The 15,571-nt window shown below is 63.6% G+C and carries 12 protein-coding genes; 5 read left to right on the top strand and 7 right to left on the bottom strand.

Annotated elements, in window-relative coordinates; all coding sequences use genetic code 11:
* Positions 1–29: 29 nt before the first annotated feature.
* Entirely contained in the window at positions 30–3,815 is a 3,786-nt protein-coding gene (gene smc, locus OKA05_RS00990) for a chromosome segregation protein SMC (RefSeq protein WP_264485216.1), read from the bottom strand.
* A gap of 343 nt (positions 3,816–4,158) precedes the next feature.
* On the opposite strand from smc, the gene OKA05_RS00985 reads away from it, so the two are divergent.
* The gene (locus tag OKA05_RS00985) at positions 4,159–5,250 is read left to right on the top strand and encodes an Ldh family oxidoreductase (RefSeq protein ID WP_264485215.1); all 1,092 of its coding nucleotides are present in this window, start codon (positions 4,159–4,161) and stop codon (positions 5,248–5,250) included.
* Between the two features lie 8 nt (positions 5,251–5,258).
* Here the strand turns inward: OKA05_RS00985 and OKA05_RS00980 are convergent, their stop codons facing one another.
* Positions 5,259–6,062, bottom strand: a complete 804-nt coding sequence (locus OKA05_RS00980; RefSeq protein ID WP_264485214.1) for an aminotransferase class IV — start codon at positions 6,060–6,062, stop codon at positions 5,259–5,261.
* A 78-nt stretch (positions 6,063–6,140) separates the two neighbouring features.
* On the opposite strand from OKA05_RS00980, the gene OKA05_RS00975 reads away from it, so the two are divergent.
* Together OKA05_RS00975 and OKA05_RS00970 are read left to right on the top strand one after the other, a co-directional pair.
* Complete coding sequence (locus OKA05_RS00975) at positions 6,141–6,761, top strand: acyl carrier protein phosphodiesterase (RefSeq protein WP_264485213.1); 621 nt, start codon at positions 6,141–6,143, stop codon at positions 6,759–6,761.
* 9 nt (positions 6,762–6,770) lie between these two features.
* Positions 6,771–7,130: a hypothetical protein gene (locus OKA05_RS00970; RefSeq protein ID WP_264485212.1), complete on the top strand. Its 360-nt coding sequence runs from the start codon at positions 6,771–6,773 to the stop codon at positions 7,128–7,130.
* Between the two features lie 265 nt (positions 7,131–7,395).
* On the opposite strand, the gene OKA05_RS00965 is transcribed toward OKA05_RS00970, so the two are convergent.
* Genes OKA05_RS00965 through OKA05_RS00955 form a run of 3 tightly spaced genes read right to left on the bottom strand, consistent with a single transcriptional unit; the run spans position 7,396 to position 10,995 of the window.
* A complete protein-coding gene (locus OKA05_RS00965) occupies positions 7,396–9,087 on the bottom strand; it encodes a hypothetical protein (RefSeq protein WP_264485211.1) in 1,692 nt (563 codons plus the stop codon).
* Positions 9,084–10,055, bottom strand: a complete 972-nt coding sequence (locus tag OKA05_RS00960; RefSeq protein ID WP_264485210.1) for an ABC transporter ATP-binding protein — start codon at positions 10,053–10,055, stop codon at positions 9,084–9,086. The genes OKA05_RS00965 and OKA05_RS00960 overlap by 4 nt, the downstream gene beginning before the upstream one ends.
* Complete coding sequence (locus tag OKA05_RS00955; protein ID WP_264485209.1) at positions 10,042–10,995, bottom strand: hypothetical protein; 954 nt, start codon at positions 10,993–10,995, stop codon at positions 10,042–10,044. The genes OKA05_RS00960 and OKA05_RS00955 overlap by 14 nt, the downstream gene beginning before the upstream one ends.
* A 539-nt stretch (positions 10,996–11,534) precedes the next feature.
* Between OKA05_RS00955 and OKA05_RS00950 the strand changes: the two genes are divergently transcribed.
* Positions 11,535–12,062 (top strand): adenine phosphoribosyltransferase, encoded by a 528-nt coding sequence (locus tag OKA05_RS00950; RefSeq protein ID WP_264485208.1) that lies wholly within the window; start codon positions 11,535–11,537, stop codon positions 12,060–12,062.
* A gap of 106 nt (positions 12,063–12,168) precedes the next feature.
* Positions 12,169–13,719: a glucose-6-phosphate isomerase gene (locus OKA05_RS00945; protein ID WP_264485207.1), complete on the top strand. Its 1,551-nt coding sequence runs from the start codon at positions 12,169–12,171 to the stop codon at positions 13,717–13,719.
* 66 nt (positions 13,720–13,785) lie between these two features.
* Here OKA05_RS00945 and OKA05_RS00940 read toward each other — a convergent pair whose 3' ends face one another.
* Positions 13,786–14,370: a hypothetical protein gene (locus OKA05_RS00940; protein WP_264485206.1), complete on the bottom strand. Its 585-nt coding sequence runs from the start codon at positions 14,368–14,370 to the stop codon at positions 13,786–13,788.
* Between the two features lie 112 nt (positions 14,371–14,482).
* Positions 14,483–15,499: a DUF3500 domain-containing protein gene (locus OKA05_RS00935; RefSeq protein WP_264485205.1), complete on the bottom strand. Its 1,017-nt coding sequence runs from the start codon at positions 15,497–15,499 to the stop codon at positions 14,483–14,485.
* Between the last annotated feature and the right edge of the window lie 72 nt (positions 15,500–15,571).

Raw genomic sequence — 15,571 nt, 5'->3', positions numbered from 1 at the left:
CCCTCTTCTGTCGGAAGAACCGTTGAAAACTAAGCGTCGAGTCGCAGCGCGGCTTTCTGTGCGGCGGTCTTGGCCTCGCCCTTGCCGACGTCGTCGGCGTTGGTGAGGCGCATGCCGACCGGCTTCGACACGCCGAACTCTTCCATCGTCACGCCATACATCACATCGGCGCGCGCCATGGTGCGCTTCGAGTGGGTCACGATGATGAACTGGCTGTTGTCGATGAAGCGGTCCAGCACCTTGACGAAGCGGTTGATGTTCGACTCGTCGAGCGGGGCATCGAGTTCGTCGAGCACGCAGAACGGGCTGGGCTTGATCATGTAGATCGAGAACAGCAGCGCGACCGCGGTCATCGAGCGCTCGCCACCGGAGAGCAGCGAGATGCTCTGCAGTTTCTTGCCCGGCGGCTTGGCTATGACCTCGATGCCCGACTCGAGCGGATCGTTCTCGTCCTGCAGCAGCAGGTCGGCCTGGCCCTTCTCGCCGAAGAGTTCCTTGAACATGTCACGGAAGTTGATCTTCACCTGCGCGAAGGTCTCGGAGAAGCGGCGCTGCGTCTCCTCGTTGATCTTCTCGATCACCTCGATGAGGTTGGCCTTCGAACTCACGAGGTCATCGTAGTTCGAGCGGACTTCGTTGAAGCGCTCTTCGAGCTCCTCGTATTCCTCGATGGCATCCACGTTGACCGGGCCCATGCCGTCGAGACGACGCTTGAGGTCGCCGACGATCGCTTCGACAAAGCCCCAGTCGGGCTCGCCGGTCATCATAGGCGGCAACTCGATCTCATCCTCGCCCTTCGAGGCATCGACGACGATGATCGGCTGCTCGTCCTCCTCGCCCTCTTCCCCGCCTTCGTTTTCCACGAAGCTCTGGCGACCACCGCGTGACTGCTGCGCCTTCTGCGAGGCGATGCAGGAAAGCAGCGCGTGCGCATCCGGCTCAAAAGCGGAGAGCTCGACCTGATGGCGTTCGAGGATCGACGTCACCAGGCTTTCGAGGCGCAGCTCGATCTTGGTGATGGCGACTTCCTCGCGGCCGCGTTGTTCGGCGGCCTTGGCGTGACGGCGGCGGGCTTCGGAAAGTTCGCCTTCCGACTTGTCGATCGCTTCCAGCAACTCGTTGCGGCGGGCGGAGCGAGACTCGATTTCTACCGCGAGGTCTTCCGCCTCGGCCTGGTGGGTTTCGACTTCCTCGGCAAGGCGCGCATTCTCCGCGGCGGCGGATTCGATGCGCTGGACAAACGACTCGATCTCGGTCTCGCGGCGAATGGAAAGCTCGCGAAGCTCACTCAGGCGGGCCTCCATCGGCTGCTGTTGTGCCTCGGCCGCTTGCTTGGCCTGACGCTCGACGGCCAGCGACGTGCGCAGCTCGTTGAGCGCTTGGGCAAGCTCGGCTTCGTCGCGCTGCGATCCTTCGACCTGCGACTGAAGGCGCCGCTGGTCTTCCTCGTGGCCTTCGAGGCGCTCACGGGCCATCGAGAGTTCGCTTTCCAGACCACTGCGGCTGTCGTTGGCAGCCTGCTCGCGGTTATCGAGTTCGCCGCGTTCCCACTGCACGTTCTCGATCTTCGTCTGCACGCTCTCGACCTCACGGGTGGCGAGGGTGAGCTGGCCTTGCAACGTGGAAAGTTCGACCTTGTGGCGCTGGATGCGCTCGCGGGCGACTTCGACTTCTTCCTGAAGCTGCGACAACGAGGCTTCGAGATCGACCACACGTTGGCGGGCGGCTTCCTCGGCTTCGACGAGGCCAGCCACTTCGACTTCGAGGTCGCGGACTTCGTTCTGCAGCTCGAGCACAGACACGTTGCCTTCGCCTGCGTCGCCACCGTGGATCACGCCTTCCGCGCCGATCAGTTCACCGGCCTGCGTGACCATCGTCACGTCAGCAAGCGACGAACGCAGGCGCATCGCGGTGGCGTAATTCGGGACGATGAGGACCTTCTCCAACAGCCGCTCAATCACGCGGGCAACGCGCGGGTCTGACTTCACCTTGTCGAGCGCCCAGCCGATCGCGCCTTCCGGCACAGCCTCCATCTGGGTGCTGACCGAGTGACCGACGAACGACTCAGGCAGGATCGAGGCCACGCCGAGACGCTTCTCGGTGAGCCGTGAGATGATCGCGTCGGCGAGCTTTTCGTCGGAAACCAAAACGGCCTGCAAGTGCTTCCCGAGCGCCGTCTCGATGGCGCGGGCGCACGAGCGATCCGCTTCGATGAAGCCGGCGAGCACGCCGTGGATGCCCGGCTTGAAGCGCTCGGCGTCGTCGAGTCCATCGAGCACCTTGCGGGTGCCCTTTTCAAAGCCCTCGCCGCTGGCAACGAGCTGGCGCACGACCTTCAGGCGCGAGTCGCGCTGGGCCAGAATCTTGTTCGCGTCGGTGGCTGCGGTGCGCGAGGCATCGAGGTCGCCGCGGGTGTGCTGATAGGTGCGCTCGGCCTTCTGGAAGGCTTCCTCAAGTTCACCCGTGCGAGCGGAGTGCTCATCGAGTTCCACGACGATGCGGTTGCGCTGCTCGTTCGCTTCCTCGATCTCGAGGTTCAGGCGCTGCTCTTCATCGGCCAGCATGCGGGCACGCTCGCGGCTGGTCTCAAGCTGGGCCAGCGAGCTTTCGATGCGGGCCTGGGTGGATGCGATGATGGTCTGCGCACGGTTCGCTTCGGCACGGGCCTCGCGGAGCTGGGCTTCGATCTCCTCACGACCGCCGCGGGCCATACGGGTCCGCTCTTCCTGATCGCCAAGCTGGATCTCCTGCTCGGCGATGCGGCGGGCGAGTTGCTCCAGCGCCTCATTCGCGGCGACCACGTCGAACTCCTGCTGGGCGAGCTTCTCGCGGGTCGTCTCGATCTCCTCGCGGTTCTGGGAAATCCGGCCTTCAAGCTCGGACTTGCGCTCCTCGTTGAAAGCGACGCGGCCCTGTGCGGCGGACAGCGCATTGCGGTGGGAGTTGAGTTGCTGACGGAGGTCGGCGAGCTCGCCTTCGAAATTGCGGGCGGCAAGACGGGCGTCGGCGACGGCTTCCTCCTTCGGGGCCATCAGGCGCTCCAGGTCGAACTCGGCCGACTCGAGCGAGCGGATCGAGGTCTTCAGCTCATCGCGCTCGGCGGTCATCTCCACGAACCGGCGGTGGCCGAGGTGCGTGTCCAGGATCCGCACGTCACCCGCCAGCGCCTGATAACGGCGGGCCTTGGCGACCTGGCGCTTGAGCGAATTCATCCGGCGCTCCTGCTCGGCGAGCACGTCGGACACACGCAGCAGGTTGGCCTCGGTGAACTCCAGCTTGCGCAGCGCTTCCTTCTTCTCGCGCTTGTACTTGGTGATCCCGGCGGCCTCTTCGAAGACCATGCGGCGCTCTTCCGGCTTTGACGAAAGGATCTGGTCGATCTGGCCCTGCGCCATGATCGAGTAGGCGGTGCGGCCGATGCCGGTGTCCATGAGCAGGTCATGGATGTCCTTCAGGCGGCAGAGCGTGCCATTGATCCGATACTCGGACTTGCCGTCGCGGAAGACGCGGCGGGTCAGCGAGACCTCGTTGTAGTCCACCTTCAGGGCAGCCTCGCAATCGGCCATGGTCAGCGTCACCTCGGCCATGCCAAGCGGCTTGCGGCGCTCGGTGCCGTTGAAAATGACGTCCGACATTTCGCCGCCGCGCAGGGCCTTGGCGGAGGTCTCACCGAGCACCCAGCGGATGGCATCGACGACGTTCGACTTACCGCAGCCGTTGGGGCCGACGATGCCGGTGACGCCCTTGTGGAACTCGATCTTGGTCTTGTCCGCGAAGGACTTGAAGCCGTGGATGTCGAGGGACTTTAAATACATGCGACAGAAGCGGATGAGAGGTTCAGTCCGGGAGGGATTCCGGACATCGGCTACCGTAGCCCGGAATGGGCCGCGGAAAAGCTTTCGGGTGAATACACCCTACATTTTGTGGTGCCGATACAATTTTAATACCACCTGTTGAGATTTGCGAACTCTTAGGTTTCCAAATCATTTTGTAGCGCCCCGACTCTTTCCGGAAAATGACACCGCCACCACTGGCGAAAGCACGAGCTTTGCGGCCGACTTCCGGCAGCTTGAATTCCGACCACAATCTCACCCGTTCGGGCGAGGAATCCAGGCTTGAGTTGTCCGACATCTTAGCATTTACTGTCGGTCTTCCAATATGTCCGCTGTGCTCTCCGACTTCCTGACCGTTTCCCGAACCGCTCACGATCAGCTCGTCGAGGCAGCCTACCGTTCCCGCGGCTTCACGGCCGACGAGGCGGCGGAAGGAGCCAAGCTGGCGGCCGAAGCGGCGCGCCACGGAATCCGCACCCACCACGCGCTCAAGGCGCTGCATCTCGACCACCTTTTTGGCAGTGCCAACGGTGGCTGCGTCCCGGGCGCGGAGATCGAGGTGATTCCGTCCCGTTTTGCCGGCTCCGAGATCTGGAATGCCAACCGCAAGCTCGGCCAAAGCGTCGCCTACCGGGCGATCGAGCGCTGCATCGAGCTGGCCGACCAATACGGCATCGGCCAGGTCAGCGTGGACAATGCCTTCCACTACCTGTGGGGCGGCGGTTACGTGATGGAAGCCGCCGAGCGCGGCTACATCGCCTACACCAACTGCACCTCGACCCTCGCGGAAGTGGTTCCTTTCGGCGGCAAGTTCCCCACCCTCGGCACCAACCCGCACTCGTGGGGCTTCCCGACGACCGATGCGATCGGCTTCCCGGTCGTCAGCGACTGGGCCACCTCCACGGTCGCGATGGGCCGCGTCCAAGTGCTCAAGCGCGAAGGCAAGTCCCTCCCGCCCGGTGCCGCCGTCGACAAGGACGGCAAGCCGACCACCGACCCGAATGAGGTCGCGGCGCTGCTACCCTTCGGCGCGCACAAGGGCTACGCGATGTGCCTGATCAACGAACTCTACGCCGGCCTGATCGGCGGTTCGCTGCCGACCCTGCGCGGTCGCTCGGCGCTGGCTCCGGCTGGCGAAAAGACCACCGCCTCATTCTACTTCCAGGTCATCCACCCTGACGCGATCTCCGGCGGCGACTTCGTCAAGGGCCGCGACCAGATGGAGAACCTCAAGGTGGTGCTGAAGGACATCTTCGGCCACGGCAACGACGGCTGCATCTTGCCGGGACAGTTCGAAGCCGAGGCCCGCAAGAAGTCGGATGCCGCCGGAGGCCTGCACTTCACCGCCGCCGAACTGATGGAGTTCAATCAGCTCGCCGCCGAGGTCGGAACAAAGGAACTCGAGCCGATCGATTGATCGATCGATCATTTCCATCGCTCCCAACCGGATCCGCGCAGCTGTTCCGCCACGGGGCCGGGCGAAAGTGATCGGCCATCAATGGCAGCCACCGGCACCACGCCGCGGGTGGAGGAGGTGAGGAAGAGTTCGTCCGCGGTTTCCACGTCGTGGACTTCCAGCGCGACTTCCCTCACCGGGATCTGGCACATCACCCGTTCTCGCATCGTTCCCGGCAGACAGCCGGAGGCGAGTGGAGGCGTGAGGGTCACTCCGTCCTTCACCAGGAACACATTCGCGGTGGTTGCCTCGCACAGCTCTCCGCGGGTGTTGAAAAACACCGCTTCATCGGCACCAGCACGGCGCGCCTGATCAAGGGCGATCAGGTTCTCCGCATACGACGCGCATTTCAGCCCCGCCAACGGCGAGCGCTCGTTGCGGGGAAACGAAGAGGTCACGAGGCTCACTGACTCCGGCGGCGGCGGGCAGGCGGCGGCGGTGATCCACGTCAGCGAATCGACCCCGCGGGCCAGATCGCGCAGGTCCCCTACCCCGGCTGTCATCGCGATGCGGACACGCGCGCGCTGGTTCGCCAAGCCGCACCGTTCTAACAGACTCGGGATCGCATCCCCGATTTCTTCCGCCTCCAGGCTCCAGCGCAAGCGCGCCGCTCCGGCCTTCATGCGGGCCAGATGCAGATCGATCGCGACCGGCTGGCCGTCGAGCGCCAGCACCGTCTCGAACAGTCCCAGCCCGTTCGTCAGCCCGCGGTCAGTCGGCGAAATCGCCAGCGGGCCATCGAGAAAGTCGCCATTGCACCAGATCCAGCTCACGCGGCGACTTTGTGCCAGCGCGGCAGACGGCGGAAAGCCCGCATTGCGCGAGGTGCCATCCGGCTCTCCAATGGGGCGTTGAACTACCTCGCCCACTTCCTTCTGGCCGAAGACGATCCGGCCTCCCGGGTCGGCAATCTGCTGGGCGACTTCGTAACCGGGCGGCCGGAGTCACTGGCGCTGCCATTGCGGGTCGTGCAAGGCATCGTCCGCCATCGGGCGATCGACCGCTTCGCCGACGAGCATCCGGTGACGGCGCGGTTGAAAGTGCTTGTGCCTCCAGAGCGCCGTCGCTTCGCCGGAGTAATCGTCGATCTTGTTCACGATCACTTTCTCACGCGGCACTGGGACGAATGCAGCCCGGTCCCGTTCCGCGAGTTCATCGACACCTGCAATGACTCCCTCAGTAGTCACCTCGCCATCCTCCCGGCCGACCTCGCCGACACATTGGAAGAGCGGATCGCTGACGACTGGCTGGGACACTACGGCACCGACGATGGCCTCGATGGAGTCTTCCACCGCGTCTCGCACCGGCATCCTCGCTTTGTGCCCATCCGCGAGGCGATCAAGGACCTGCGTCGCCATCGGGGAGAGTTTGAAAATGGGTTCCGCGAGTTCTTCCCTGCCCTGCAACGCTGGGTGCGCGAACTCGGGCCGGAATCAAAGGTCGTCATCGACCGCGGCAACACCCCGGCATAGCCTCCGCGCGTGCGCATCCTGATCTTCATCGGCGGCATCCTGATCGCCCTCCTCGGTTTGGTGGTTTTCCAGCAGACCAAGGACCCGACCCTGCTGCAAGGTGGCCTCACGCTCGGAGGCGGGCTGGTCATCTGCGGGATCTTCTCGATCAAGGCGAAGTGGCACGGCATCGTCGGTGCGGCGGTGCTCGCGCTGTTAGGCGCGGTGCGAACGCTGCCGGAACTCGGTGCCGAGCCCCGTTGGTTTCACGCCGCGGCGGCCGTCATCTGCGTGGTCGTGCTAGTCGCCGCCGCGCGCTGCCTGCTCGCCGAGCGCACCCGACGCTCGGTGGAAATCCTGAGGAACGACGAGAAAAGCCCACCCCAGTAATCGGAGACCCGGGCGGAGTTGATGGATGAAGTGATGCTGTCAGGTGCTTCTCCAGGCCCACGGCCCGCGGTCGCAGGCCCGCTGGGGGCGCGGGCCGCTGGCCCGCTGAACGGTCCCTGGCAGCTCGCCTTGTTAGGGGGGCGAGCGGTGCATCAGAGCGGTGAGGTGAGGCGGAAGCACCCGGGTGCTTCCTCGCAGCATGGCTTCTGACTTCGAGCGGCAGCAAGGCTGCACGCAGTCCGGGTCTTCGACCACTGCTGCGATGTCAATCTTTGGCACCAAGTGTCCGCTCGGCCACGACCTCGCCGTCCAGCACGCTCCTCGCTTTCTCCTTCCGCGAAAGCCATAGCTGGCCGATCCGCCATAGACACGCCAAGGTGGTGACGAAGAGCCAGAATTGGAAAGCCCGCGGCACCGCGCGTGCCACCTCGTGCGGCAGCTCGGAGAGCGACAGCAGGCTCGCCGACGCAAAGACCGGCAAGCTCGCCGGCGACATGCCGAACAGCCACACCGCCAGCGGAGCCAGACGCTCGCTGATCGGCACGATCACCGCCCCCGCCATCACCGGGACCACTCCCACGAAGATCGTCACCAGCCCGACCACACGTCCGCCCTTCGCCTCTAACAGAACCTGATACCCCACCCCTGCCGCAACCATCACCAGCACGTTGAAGAAGAAAAACCGCAGCGGCACCACATGCCCCGGGAACCAGCGCGACTCGACCAGCCCGCGGGTGAAAAAGAACCAACCCGCCGCGCCTGCCAGCGACATCATCAGCACCGCCCAAAAACCGGTGGCCGCATCGGAGAAGAAGGGCAGCGAATTCACGCCCTGCTTTCGCGCCCGCCGCCAGCCGCGGACCTGGCTATCCGCCGAGGGCGTGATGATGCTCGCAAAAATGAAGATCAGGATCAGGGAGATCACCCCATAGATGCCGGACATCGCCACCGCTTCGCCGGGATCCGGATTCCAACCGGGGCGAACCCGCATCATCCGGTTGAAGGCCTTGGAAGGAAACACGCTGCCCGCATCCACCAGTGGCAGCGAGTTGCCCAGCAACTGGATCTGGATCCACACGTAGAAACCCGTCGCCCATACCTTGCCTAACAAGTGCGATTCCGACCTCCGCCACTTGCGGCAGAGCATCACCAGGAATGTGAGGATGAGGCCGAGTTGAGAGAAGAAAGTGAAGACCGCTTCCGAGAAATCGAGGCCGAAGAATTTCGCCGTCGGCGCGAGATTCTGCAAGGTTTCCAGCGCCGATCCCGCAGTCCGCGGCAGCAGCTTCGGCAGGCTTTCTTCAATAACCGGCCAAATGGTTAGATACTTGAAGTAAACCAGCCCAACCTTCGCCATCTGCGGGATAATCGTGTATAGGCAGAAAACGATTCCGATCGAAAGCAGGAAGGCCCACCGGCGGTTCTTCACCACCGTACCGGTCACCAGCCCGGTCAGGTGGTAGGTGACCGCGGACGTGAAGATGATCGCGTAGAGCGGCAGCCACACGTGCCACGAAATCTCACCCAGCCAGAGCGCCCAAGCGGCGAACGGCAGGATGATGAGAAACATTGCATACTCTCGCACCGGCAGGCCGAAAAGAAAGCCAAGCACCTTAGAGAGCGGTGACATCGGGATCAGCCGCTGGTAGTCGATCACTCCTTCGTCGCGCTCTGCAGTCATGCCACCGGCAGCCTGGGCGGTTCCGAAGATGAAGAGGATCACGCACTGGAATCCCAACAAGAAGAGCAAGGCGATGCGCGCGGCATCCGAAGGCGACAAGCCGGCGCGAACTCCACCGGAGTTCGCCATGAACACGATGAAGCCGGCAATCAACCCCGTGATCAAAGACGCGAGACCGAGGGCGCGAGGACGCAATCGCGAGCGGCAGTAGCGGTGAAAGATCGGATTCTTCCATACCTGCCACACACGATGAGTTTGGGAATCGGCAGCAGTCATGCGCGGCGGTTGGATTCAGCGACTTCCACCAGGATGTCTTCAAAGGAAGAGCGCCGTTCTTCAAAGGCGCGAACGCGGAAGCCCTCGCGGATCAAGCCCTCCATCAGATCCGCCTGCTCGTCATCGGTGCCCTTGAAGCCGAAGACCACCTGCGAGCCATCGAGCTTCAGGTCATGGACGGCGGGCCTCGTGGCCAACCAGGCGGCCGCTTCCTCGTGCCGGTGAAGCAGGCTCGCGGTGATCGTGCGCTCAGTGTTGCCGAGTTGCTGGCGGACTTCCTCCACCGTGCCGGAAGCAAGCAGCCTGCCGCGGTTCATCACGCACAACGAAGTGCACATCTCGGCCAGCTCGCTGAGGATATGGGAGCTGATGAAAACCGTCGCCCCCGTCTTGGCCAAGCGACGCAGCGCCGTGCGAAGATCGCGGCGAGCCAAGGGATCCAGACCGCTGGCCGGCTCATCCAAGATCAGCACACGCGGCCGGTGGAGCAGAGTCTTCGCCAAGACCACCCGCTGGGTCTGGCCGCGGGAAAGCTCCTTGCACCACTTGTCGCGGAGATCGGAAAGGGCGACCTCCTCCAAGCACTCGGCGACACGGTCCCGGCGCTGTGCGAGACTGCCCAACCCGTAGGCAGAGGCGTAGTATTCGAGAAACTCGCCGATCTTTAAATCCGACGGGACCGGCGCGAGGTCGGGCATGTAGCCGATGATGCGGCGGGCGCTTTCGATATCCTCCAGGACATCCACACCATCGAGGATCACCTCGCCGTAGGTCGGCTCCATGAGGGTCGTCAGCACGCGGAAGGTGCTGGTCTTGCCTGCGCCATTCGGGCCCACCAGGCCGAACACCTCGCCGGGCGGCACCTTCAAGCTGAGGTCATCGACCGCGACGAAGTTGCCGTAGTCCACCCGCAGGTCGCGGATGTCGATGGCCGGTCGCGGCACGTGGGCAGGCTCAGAAATCTTCATCGTCGAGGAGATCCCAATTCGGTGGCAGGCTCAGGCCGATCTGGCCAAGGTCTTCCTCCGCCTTCTGACGCTGGCGCTGGCGTTCGGACTCATAGGCTTCGCGTTGCTCGGGCCGGAGCACGGCAAGCATGGCATCCTGGCGATTGCCGCCAGGCGTCGAAGCGATCTCGCCGCCGATCCCTTCGAGCTGCATCGCCGGGTCGTAGTCGCGCGAGTTTCGCGCCATGATGCCGAAGACCTGGTCGCGCTGCTGGTCATCGAGTTTCACGATGCCATCGAGCCGCTGGACGCGCCGGTCGGCCTCCTGCTGGACACGCTCGGCACGCTCGCCCATCCGCTCGGTCTTGAAGCTGGCGAGCTTTTCCCCGCTGAGCTGCGACTCCATGAAGCCGTCCAGCCCCTCGTCCGGACGGACGTCATGGGTCGCGCGGATCATGTCCTCGAAGGTGGTGCTGTCGCTTCCCATGAGCGCGCTCCACGCCTTCGCATCCGCCTCGGCCTTCTGCTCGAACCACTTCTTTAGCGCTTCCTGTTGCGGGCCGGTGAGATCGTATTTCCGAGCCAGTTCGCCCGTCATGCTCTCGATGCGATTCTTCTCCTCGCGCACCCGCATCCGCTCCAGCAACGGCTCCAAATCCCGCATCAGCGGCTTGGTCAATTTCAAGAGATCGTCCGGCGTCACCGGCCGGCCGGCACGCAGATCATCGACGATGTCGCGCAATCCATCCTTCACCGTCCTGCCATTGGGCCGCCTCCCCTCCTCGAATGCAGCGAGACGATTCTCGGCCTTCTTGAGGTCGACCTCCAGCCTGGCCACTTGCTCCTCGGGTGATCCTTTCGCGCCGGTTAGGCTTTCGCGAAAGAGCGTGGCACCCATCACGCCGACGGCGACGCCGACCACAAGCGGCACGGCGGATTTCAAAGCAGGAACGAGAGGCATGGCTGAAGGATATTCGGGAGGTTCGTGAAGAGCCGGTGGAGGACGCTTGAACTTTGAATGAAGCAGGCCCCAACCGGCCGAAAAGCACCGAAGCGAAGGACCTCCGCGATCACGTAATGGTGAAAATCGGGAAACCGAGACAATCTACTCATGTCGGTCGCCTGCGAACCGAGCAGATTCTCCTCCCTCGCCCTTCGAGAACATCATCGGACATCGTCTCCCCTCCCTAGCGCTGTCCGGAGATTCTCACGAAGGGTTGGATCCAATCACGATCGCTGCTTCACCCTAGGGCCCTCGGGCCTCACCCAATCACGCCGCACGGAATGGCGACTCCGTGCGGCGTTATTCTTTCCGCAAATGTAGCGTCGGTCTGCGACCGTCGGCGACTGGCGGCAACCGGCCGCATCGTGAGACTCCCGAATCGTCTCCACAGGGATGCGGCTGGTGCTGCCAAAGTGCGAGGGTCGCAGAGACCGCCGTTTCATCTCGGCATCATTCCCGCCTTGGCCCGGCGGCTGCGGCGGTCTAACGAATCCACCATGCCATCCGCCGACACCCTCCGCGCCGCAATCCGTGACGTGGTCGATTTCCCCAAAACCGGCATCGTCTTCAAGGACATCACCCCCGTCCTCGCCGATCCGGCCCTATTCCGCGACGCGATCACGCTGATTTGCGACAGCGCCGGCGGGCAAAAGATCGACAAGGTGGTCGGCATCGACGCCCGCGGCTTCATCTTCGCCGCCGCAGTGGCCGACCGGCTCGGCGCGGGTTTCGTCCCCGTCCGGAAAAAGGGCAAGCTGCCGTGGAAGACCCGCCAGAAAGCCTATTCCCTGGAATACGGCGAATCGGTGGTGGAACTCCACGAGGACGCCGTCGCTCCCGGCGAGACCGTCCTGCTGGTGGACGACCTGCTGGCCACCGGCGGCACCGCCGGTGCGGCGCTGGACCTCCTCGACCAGCTCGGGGCAGAGGTCGCCGGAGTCACCTTCTTGATCGAACTCGCCTTCCTCGGCGGCCGGAAATTGCTCGGCGACCATAAGATCACCTCGATCCTTGTGTTCGATTAGCCTTCCCGATCCCTCCAATGAAGCGGACGGTCTCACGTGACAGTCCCGCCGCTTGCCCTGCGGGCCCAGCCCGCCCATCCTGCCCGCCCGCCATCTTACGATTCTCATGTCCTGGTCCACCTACGCATCCTCCCTGATCCGTTACCCGCAGTTCGGCTTCTCGCTCGACACCTCCCTGATGGACCTCGACGAGGCGTTCTTCGCGAAGATGGCGCCCAAGGTGGAGAAAGCCTTCGCCGATATCGCCGCGCTCGAATCCGGTGCCATCGCCAACCCGGATGAGGGCCGCATGGTCGGCCACTACTGGCTGCGCAATGCCGGCCTCGCCCCGAGCCAGGAGATCCGCGACGCCGTCACCAAGCCGCTCGCCGATCTCAAGGCCTTCGCCGAAAAAGTCCACACCGGCCAGATCAAGCCACTCAGCGGCGGCTTTTTCCAGCGCGTCCTGCTGATCGGCATCGGCGGCTCGGCCCTCGGCCCGCAGCTCGTCTCGGAGGCGATCGGCCACGGCGCGCGGATGCCCATCCACTTTTTCGACAATACCGACCCGGCAGGAATCGACCGGGTGCTCTCCGACATCGGCACCGCCGGCCTTGCCAAGACCCTGGTGGTCGTCATTTCCAAGTCGGGCGGCACCCCGGAAACCCGCAACGGCATGATCGAGGCCAAGGCCGCCTACGACGCCGCCGGCCTGCATTTCGGCAAGCACGCCGTGGCCGTCACCGGCATCGGCTCGAAGCTCGACCAGTATGCGCAGAAGGAAGGGTTCATCGCCCGCTTCCCAATGGAAGACTGGGTCGGCGGACGCACTTCCGTGATGTCCACCGTCGGCCTCGTGCCCGCCGCCTTGCAGGGCATCGACATTGACTCCTTCCTCGCCGGCGCCGCCGCGATGGACGCCGAGACCCGCAAGGTCAGCGACAAGAACGCCTCGATGCGTCTCGCGCTCGCCTGGTATGCCTCCGGCAATGGCAAGGGCGAGAAGGACATGGTCGTTCTCCCCTACAAGGACTCGCTCGTCCTGTTCTCGAAGTACCTCCAGCAGCTCGTCATGGAGTCGCTCGGCAAGGAGCACGATCTCGATGGCCAGGTGGTCAACCAAGGCATCGCCGTTTACGGCAACAAGGGTTCCACCGACCAACACGCCTACGTCCAGCAGCTCCGCGATGGCGTGGCGAACTTCTTCGCCACCTTCATCGAGGTCCGCAAGGGCCGCAGCGGCGACTCGATCGAAGTCGAGCCCGGCAACAGCTCCGCCGACTACCTGCAGGGCTTCCTGCGCGGCACCCGCAAGGCGCTCTACGACTCCGGCCGCAAGTCGATCACCATCTCGATCCCCGAGGTCACGCCGTTCCAACTCGGCGCGCTGATCGGACTCTTCGAGCGGGCGGTTTCCTTCTATGCCTCGCTGGTCAATATCAACGCCTATCACCAGCCCGGTGTGGAGGCCGGCAAGAAGGCAGCGTCGATCTTCCTCGACCTGCTCAGCTCGGTTCGCAGCCGCCTCGTGTCCGAAGCCAAGACAGCGGATCAGGTGGCCTTCGAGGTCGATGCCGACCCGGAGGACGTCTATCACTGCCTGACCCACCTCTCCGCAAACGGCGAAGTCCAGATCTCGCTCGGCGCCACGCCGAAGGAGGATAACTTCTCGCTGTAAACGCGCGAAAATAGCAGTTTCCCAATCAAGCGCATCCGACGACCCAAGGTCTGTCGGGTGCGCTTCTTACTTTCGGGGAGTCTTCTCTTCTTCCGCAGGTAGCGGTAGCTCTCGCAAAAGGAATTCCTGGAGTTCTTCCGTGGTGATTCCTTGCCACGAGGCGTCCTTGTCGTCTGGATAGGCAATGTAGAAATTCTGACATTTCCAGCAGATCGAGGTCTCGAAGATCACCTCCTTGCCGCGCACGAATCGTACCCCGTGGGCGGGATAGTGACAGAGCACGCCGGCGCCACCCGCCTCCGTCATGAGCGAGGTGGTTGCTTTCCGGCATTCCAGCAGCTTGTCACCGGTCAATCGCTTGCGCGCAATGATCTTCGAGACTTGGTCGTAAGGAATGATCGGAAAGTAGTCTTCCTCCTGTCCTTGCGGAACCTCCGGCTCCGTCGTGCCGTCGAACTGATAGATCTCAACCGCCTCTGCTTTCTCCAGAATCACCGCGAGTTTTGCGCGGTATCGCCCACGAGCAGCTTCGATATCCTGAAAATACTCCTCGCTCGCCGGCTTGGTCACCGGTTCAGTTACTTTCCACAATTCCTCCGGATCGGCACCCACCGTTGGGATGACGAGCAGCAGGATCCGGATCGAACGCATACAGGCTTAGGCCTACGGTGGCTTCGTTCCGCGGTAAAGGCGGAACCAAACATTGCTTCGGCGGCGGGCCAGCGGCCCGCGCTGCCAGCGAACATTGGCGCATCAGATCAGCTCAATGAGCTCCACCGTCCTTCTCGTGCTGCTGATAGTGCTCCGAAAGCATGTCGCGCCCGAAGTCACCCTCAAACGAACGCCAGGTCGCGTGGATGTGGTTGGCGTTGTTCTGGGTGTTCGCCGCTTCCATCAGGAAGGTCGGGCCCTGCACGCGATAGTACCATGCTTCGCCGCGCTTGGTGCCACCCGCCCAACCGAAGCGGATCTTGTCGAAGCCGGCCTTGTCGATCTTCGCCAAGTCCGCGTCCGCCAGATCCTTGCGATGGCGGCTGATGTATTCCGAAATCAACTCGCGAAGCGCCTTCTTCTGCCCATCGGTCATGTCGCTGGCGAGCACGCCGACCGGCTCCAGCGCCGTCACCTTGCGATTCTCCGCGGTGAGGATTTCCCCCGGAGCCTTCTCGCTGAAAATCACCTCCTTCTTGCCGCCGTCGACCAGCACGTTGGCCAGCGCCATGGCGAGATCCTCTTCGGCCGCCAGCACCCGCAGGCCCTTGTGCTCGCCTTCGCGCACTTCGCCCGGATTCGCGGCGAAGAACGACGGCGTCACCGCGATCTTGTCGCCGACAACGGTGTAGTTGAGCGCAAGGTGGTGCCCCTCGAACTTCCAGCCCCAGCCCTTTTCATCGCCCGGCTTGCCGAAAACGGAGACGTAGTATTTCCCCGGATCGCGATAGGCCGGATTCTTCTCAAGCTCGCGCAGCACGCCTTCCAGCGTGATGATCTGCATCGCCTTGAGCTTGCCCTTGTCGCTCAGCGCCGCCTCCAGCAGCTTCATCGCGGCGGCATTCTGGGCCTCGTCCATCTCCTTGAGCGGCAGGCCGGTCCGCGTCTGCGGGGTGAACTTGAAGTTCTCCCGCGCATCGCCGTCGAAGGGAAACACCGCCTTGCCGCGCTTGGCCTCGTCGAGCGAGCCGAGGAAGGCATCGGCGGCGGATTTCATCGCGGCAATCGAAGGCAGGTCTTGCGCCATCACAGGCAGACTCAGCAGCAAGGCGAGAAGCGGGGTTTTCATGATCCGGGGATTACAGCGGGAATACCCCCGTTCTCGCAAGCAGGAGTGTCAGCATCTCGACGCCACCGCCGC

The organism is Luteolibacter arcticus, assembly GCF_025950235.1.
GTDB lineage: Bacteria > Verrucomicrobiota > Verrucomicrobiia > Verrucomicrobiales > Akkermansiaceae > Haloferula > Haloferula arctica.
Note: the sequence above shows the minus strand (reverse complement) of the source record. Positions and strands in the feature narration are given on the sequence as shown.

Bases quoted from the DNA above. Each gene is read 5' to 3' on its own strand.
- OKA05_RS00945 (WP_264485207.1), top strand. From the start codon at position 12,169: ATGTCCTGGTCCACCTACGCATCCTCCCTGATCCGTTACCCGCAGTTC.
- OKA05_RS00950 (WP_264485208.1), top strand. From the start codon at position 11,535: ATGCCATCCGCCGACACCCTCCGCGCCGCAATCCGTGACGTGGTCGAT.
- OKA05_RS00985 (WP_264485215.1), top strand. From the start codon at position 4,159: ATGTCCGCTGTGCTCTCCGACTTCCTGACCGTTTCCCGAACCGCTCAC.
- OKA05_RS00935 (WP_264485205.1), bottom strand. From the start codon at position 15,499: ATGAAAACCCCGCTTCTCGCCTTGCTGCTGAGTCTGCCTGTGATGGCG.
- OKA05_RS00960 (WP_264485210.1), bottom strand. From the start codon at position 10,055: ATGAAGATTTCTGAGCCTGCCCACGTGCCGCGACCGGCCATCGACATC.
- smc (WP_264485216.1), bottom strand. From the start codon at position 3,815: ATGTATTTAAAGTCCCTCGACATCCACGGCTTCAAGTCCTTCGCGGAC.
- OKA05_RS00940 (WP_264485206.1), bottom strand. From the start codon at position 14,370: ATGCGTTCGATCCGGATCCTGCTGCTCGTCATCCCAACGGTGGGTGCC.
- OKA05_RS00955 (WP_264485209.1), bottom strand. From the start codon at position 10,995: ATGCCTCTCGTTCCTGCTTTGAAATCCGCCGTGCCGCTTGTGGTCGGC.
- OKA05_RS00965 (WP_264485211.1), bottom strand. From the start codon at position 9,087: ATGACTGCTGCCGATTCCCAAACTCATCGTGTGTGGCAGGTATGGAAG.